The 5,497-nt window shown below is 67.9% G+C and carries 6 protein-coding genes; 4 read left to right on the forward strand and 2 right to left on the reverse strand.

Annotated elements, in window-relative coordinates; translation table 11 throughout:
• From FKP22_RS19585 to FKP22_RS19595, 3 genes are all read left to right on the forward strand, one after another.
• Nucleotides 1-803, forward strand: an 803-nt coding sequence (locus FKP22_RS19585; protein ID WP_141289384.1) for a sensor domain-containing diguanylate cyclase, incomplete at its 5' end; no start/stop codon positions are given.
• A gap of 49 nt (nt 804-852) precedes the next feature.
• Entirely contained in the window at nt 853-1,032 is a 180-nt protein-coding gene (locus FKP22_RS19590; protein ID WP_141289385.1) for a hypothetical protein, read from the forward strand.
• A complete protein-coding gene (locus FKP22_RS19595) occupies nt 1,029-2,435 on the forward strand; it encodes an FG-GAP-like repeat-containing protein (RefSeq protein ID WP_170200972.1) in 1,407 nt (468 codons plus the stop codon). Before FKP22_RS19590 ends, FKP22_RS19595 begins: the two co-directional genes overlap by 4 nt.
• Nucleotides 2,436-2,478: 43 nt before the next feature.
• Here FKP22_RS19595 and glpK read toward each other — a convergent pair whose 3' ends face one another.
• Entirely contained in the window at nt 2,479-3,990 is a 1,512-nt protein-coding gene (glpK, locus tag FKP22_RS19600; RefSeq protein ID WP_141289387.1) for a glycerol kinase GlpK, read from the reverse strand.
• Between the two features lie 61 nt (nt 3,991-4,051).
• A complete protein-coding gene (locus FKP22_RS19605; protein WP_141289388.1) occupies nt 4,052-4,819 on the reverse strand; it encodes a DeoR/GlpR family DNA-binding transcription regulator in 768 nt (255 codons plus the stop codon).
• Between the two features lie 161 nt (nt 4,820-4,980).
• On the opposite strand from FKP22_RS19605, the gene FKP22_RS19610 reads away from it, so the two are divergent.
• A partial coding sequence (locus FKP22_RS19610; protein WP_233446895.1) for an FAD-dependent oxidoreductase occupies nt 4,981-5,497 on the forward strand: 517 nt, incomplete at its 3' end.

Genomic DNA, 5,497 nt, shown 5'->3' on the forward strand with positions numbered 1-5,497 from the left:
GCGTGGCGGCGCGCATCGCAGACCCGTTGGCCGAGCTGGTGGACGCGGCATTGCACGTCTGGCGCCATGAGGACTTCGAGCGCCGCGCCAGTGCGGCCGGCGCCGCCGAAGTGGTGGCCCTGTCCAGCGCCTTCAACCGCATGATGGAGCAGCTGCAGCAGCGCGACGTGCGCCTGCACCACGAGCTCGGCCAGCGCCGCCAGGCCGAGGCCAGGCTCAACGACCTGGCCTACTTCGACAACGTGACCGGGCTGCACAACCGCCACTACTTCATGGAGCGCATCAGCCAGGCCCTGGCCCGCGCCGGGACACAGGACAGCGGCAGCGCGCTGATCTACATCGACCTGGACGGTTTCAAGCGCGTCAACGACACGCTTGGCCATGACCAGGGCGACGCGCTGCTGCGCATGGTCGGCGAGCGGCTGCAGCAGACGCTGCGCGGCAGCGACGTGATCTGCCGCCTGGGCGGTGACGAGTTTGCGGTGATTCTGGAGCAGACCGGCAGCCGCGCGCAGCTGGAAGTCGTCGCCGGCCTGCTGGTCGACGTGCTCTCGCAGCCCTATGCGCTGGCCGGCGGCGTGGACCATGTCTCGGCCAGCCTCGGCGTCTGCACCTTTCCTGAACAAGCCAGCGAACGCGAGCCGCTGCTGCGCCGCGCCGACCAGGCCATGTACCAGGCCAAGCAAGCCGGAAAGCGGCGCTATCACTTCTACGCCCCCAAAGATGACGCTGCGCGCTCCGACGAACCCGCGAGCCAGCCCAAGCCGCCGCGGTCGGCACCCCGGCAAATGCTGGACTGCTGACCTGGGAGGAGGCACCACCGGGCCCTGCGCAAGCGCCGGGCCCGTCAACATGCAAACGCTGGGCTTGAGCGTGGCGGCCGAGCGTCCGTACCGGCAGTTGCTGCGCACACCGGCCCGCCGCTTGGCGAAGTTCCGTCATGTCAGAACTTCGACAAGCACCGCCGCCATGAATCCTCTTCTAATGGGCCTGACTCACAACGGTCACATGAACAAGAAGGAATGGCAATGAAGCAAGCAGCAAATCGCGTCGCCCGGGGGCGGCATCTGGCGGTGGGGGCCGCACTGGCGCTGGGCCTGGCAGGCGCGGCCATCGCAGCCAAGAAGCCGAACTGGGTCGCCCAGGGCACCGAGGCCAACGAGCAGTTCGGCGTGGCACTGAACGCCGAGGCCGACCTCAACGGCGACGGCTACCTGGACCTGATCGTGGGAAGCCCCGGTGGCACGGACTACAAGGGCGCTGTGGACGTGTTCTACGGCACCAAGAAGGGCCTGTCCACGACGGCTGGTTTCCACTACAGCATCGACATGGCCTGGGCCCAGGTGGGCTTCAGCCCGGTGGTGGCGGACGTGAACGGCGACGGCTACCCTGACCTGGTGGTCGGCGCGGACAGCTACTCCGGCGCGAAGCAATACACCGGCGCGGTGATGGTGTTCCTCGGCTCGGCCAAGGGCTTGCCGGCCCAGCCCTCGCAAATCATCGAGGGCGAGTCCACCAACGACTTCTTCGGCTTTGTCATCCGCAGCCTGGGCGACTTCAACGGTGACGGCTATGCCGACCTGATGGTCTCTGCCATTGGCAAGAACGACGGCCTGGGCAGGATCTACGTCTACAAGGGCAGCGCCACCGGTCTGTCCACCGCGCCCGTCTCCGTCATTGACGGCCAGGCCCCGCAGCTGTATTTCGGCCGCGCGGTGACCGTTGGTGATGCCAACGGCGACGGCATCCTGGACATCATAGATGGCCAGTCACCCGTGCAGACAGCAGGCGTGCCCGGCATGGTGAGGGTCTACAACGGCAGCAAGCAGGGCTATGCCAGCACCGCTGCGCAAACCGTGTACTCCGACGGCGCCGACAACTACGACTATTTCGGCGACACGGTGGCCTTCCTGGGCGATACGGACGGTGACGGTTACCCGGATCTGGCCGTGGGCGCCCCCAAGCGCTACAAGGACGAGACTCACCTGGGCTCGGTCACGGTGTTCTACGGCTCGGCCAACGGTTGGTCGACCCAGGGGCGCACGCAGGAGTTGTACGCCCAGAACTTCCCCTACTTCGGCGCCAACATCGTCGGCGGCAAGGACCTGAACGGCGACGGCCGGCAGGACCTGGTGGTGGGCAGCTCGTTCTACGGCCTGCCCAACGACCCCAGCGCCGCCTTCCCGGGCAAGGTCGCCGTGTTCTATGGCGGCAAGAAGGGCTTCCCCAAGACGCCGGCCTACAAGATCTCCGGCGCCGACGGCAGCCGCGACGGGCTGGGCCTGGGCGTGGCCGTGGCCGACTTCAACCGGGACGGTGTGATGGACCTGGTGCTGAGTTCTTCGATCTACTCCGGCACCCTGTCCTACCAGGGCCAGGTGCTGGTGTACCGCAACGGTGGCCAAAAGCCGCCGGAGTCGGCGGCGGCCGACTGAGGAACACCTCGGGCGCAACAGCACCCGAGGCGTACTGGGCGGCTCAGGCGGCCACTGCCTGCCGCACCGCCCGTTCCCAGCGCGTCATCAACTCCTCCGCCCGTTCGCGCGGCAAGGTGGGGTGGAAGACGCGTTCGGCTTTCCACTGCGAAGACAACTCGTCCAGCGTGCGCCAGACGCCGCAGGACAGGCCGGCGAGGTAGGCAGCACCCAGCGCGGTCGTTTCGATGACCTGCGGGCGCAGCACCGGGATGCCCAGCAGGTCGGCTTGGAACTGCATCAAGAGGTCGTTGACGCAAGCGCCGCCGTCCACGCGCAGTTCGGTCACCGGGTGGCCGCCCGCAGCAACCGCGTCCCTGCTCATGGCTTGCAGCAGCGCCGCACTCTGGAAGGCAATGCTCTCCAGCGCGGCGCGGGCGATGTGGGCCACCGTGCTGCCGCGCGTGAGGCCGACGATGGCGCCGCGGGCTTCGGCGTTCCAGTAGGGCGCGCCCAGGCCGGTGAAGGCGGGCACGAACATCACGCCGCCGGCGTCCGGCACGCTTTCGGCGAGGCCTTGCACCTCGGAGCTGGCTGAGATGGCCTGGAGGCCGTCGCGCAGCCATTGCACCACCGCGCCACCGATGAACACGCTGCCTTCGAGCGCGAACTCGGGCACCCACGCCGCTGAAGCGTCGACACGCGCTTGCGCGGCCGAGGTGGTGATCAAGCCGTTGCCGCTGACCTGGAAACGCGCGCCGGTGTGCATCAGCATGAAGCAGCCGGTGCCGTAGGTGTTCTTGGCCATGCCGGCCTTGAAGCAGGCCTGGCCAAAGAGGGCACTTTGCTGGTCACCGGCCATGCCACCGACCGGCAGCGAGGCGCCGAGCAGCGCCGCGTCCGTCTCGCCGAACAGGTGGCTGCTGGGGTGGACTTCGGGCAGCAGGCTGGCGGGGATCTTCAGCAGGTCAAGCAGGCTTTCGTCCCAGCGGTTCTCGCGCACGTTGAACAGCATGGTGCGGGCGGCATTGCTCACATCGGTCGCATGCACGCGGCCACCGGTGAGCTGCCACAGCAGCCAGCTGTCCACGGTGCCGAAAGCCAGCTCGCCGCGCTCGGCGGCGGCGCGTGCGCCGGCCACGTTGTCCAGGATCCAGCGGATCTTGGTGCCGGAGAAGTACGCGTCGATGATCAGCCCTGTCGCCGCCTGCACGGCCTGCGCGTGGCCCTGCTCGCGCAGCTCGGCGCACAGCGGCTCGGCGCGGCGGTCCTGCCAGACGATGGCGTTGTAGACGGGCTGGCCGGTGCGGCGGTTCCAGACCAGCGTGGTCTCGCGCTGGTTGGTGATGCCGATGGCCTTCATGTCGGCCGACTGCAGCCGCGCCTTGGCCAGCGCCTCGCGCGCTGTGGCCAGCTGGCTCTGCCAGAGCTCCAGCGGGTCGTGCTCGACCCAGCCGGGCTGCGGGAAGTGCTGCGTGAACTCGCGCTGCGCCTGCGCGACGATGCGGCCGCTGTCGTCGAAGACGATGCTGCGCGAACTTGAGGTACCTTGATCCAGGGCGAGGATGAAACTCATTTTTTCTTGTCTCCTTTGACGACGGCTTGAGTCGGTCGTCACTTCGCATTGCACGCCAACCTTAACCCGGCGCCACTTCGCATTGCACGCCGGCCTCGGCCAGCAGCGCGGGGAAGGGCGCGGGCGGCTCGGCGTCGGTGAACAGCCGGTCGAGCTGGGCGAAGCGCGCCAGTTCGACCATGGCCGGGCGGTTGAACTTGCTGTGGTCGGCCGCCATCCAGACCTCGCGCGACTGCTCCATGATGACCCGCGAGACCTTGACCTCGCGGTAGTCGAAGTCGCGCAGCGAGCCATCCGGCTCGATGCCCGAGATGCCGATCAGCCCGATGTCCACGCGGAACTGGCGGATGAAGTCCAGCGTGGCTTCGCCGACGATGCCGCGGTCGCGGTGTCGCACCAGCCCGCCCGCGACGATGACCTCACAGTCAGGGTTGTCGGCCAGGATGCTGGCCACGTTCAAGTTGTTGGTGATGACGCGCAAGCCCTGGTGCTTGAGCAGCGCACGGGCCACGGCCTCGGTCGTGGTGCCGAGGTTGATCAGCAGCGAGCAGCCGTTGGGCACCTGGGCCGCGATGGCGCGGGCAATGCGCTGCTTGCCGTCCGCATGCAGGGCCTCGCGCTGGCGGTAGGCGATGTTCTCGGTGGTGGAGCCAGGCAGGCGCACGCCGCCATGGAAGCGCGCCAGCAGCCCGGCCTCGGCCAGCAGCTTCACGTCCCGCCGCACGGTCTGCAGCGTCACGCCAAAGCGCTCGGCCAGCGCCTCGACCGACACGCTGCCGCGCGCCTTCACCTCGGACAGCAGCTCGGATTGGCGGGGGTTGGGCGTCATGCGGAAGATTGTCGGCGGCGGCGTGGAGCCTGAAGCAGGCGTTCGGGGCGCAGCGTAATCGAACCCAAACGAAAACAAACCAACGAAACCTCTCTTGCAAACGAACATCGAATTCGGTTAAAACGAAAAAGGACGAACAAAACGAACCGAGGAGACAAAGCTTGCCCATTGCCCCGCCCGCATCGCCAGGCCACAGCGCCAGCACTTCGCAGAGCTGCGACGTGCTGGTCGTTGGCGGCGGCATCAATGGCTGCGGCATTGCACGCGATCTGGCTGGCCGCGGCTGGCGGGTGCTGCTGGCCGAGCAGGACGACCTGGCCGCGCACACTTCGTCGGCCTCGACCAAGCTGATCCACGGCGGGCTGCGCTACCTCGAATACCGCGAATTCGCGCTGGTGAGGAAGGCGCTGCAGGAGCGCGAGGTGTTGCTGAAAAGCGCGCCGCACATCATGTGGCCGCTGCGCTTCGTGATGCCGCACGACCCCAAGGCCAACTTCCTGCGCCCGGTGTGGATGATCCGCCTGGGTCTGTTCCTGTACGACCACCTGGCCAAGCGCGAAGTGCTGCCCGGCTCGCGCGGCGTGGACCTGCGCCAGCACCCGACCGGCGCACCGCTGCAGCCCGGCTTCACGCGTGGCTTCATCTATTCCGACGGCTGGGTGGACGATGCGCGCCTGG

Origin of the sequence: Ideonella azotifigens (assembly GCF_006519715.1) — a bacterium.
Classification (GTDB): domain Bacteria; phylum Pseudomonadota; class Gammaproteobacteria; order Burkholderiales; family Burkholderiaceae_C; genus Ideonella; species Ideonella azotifigens.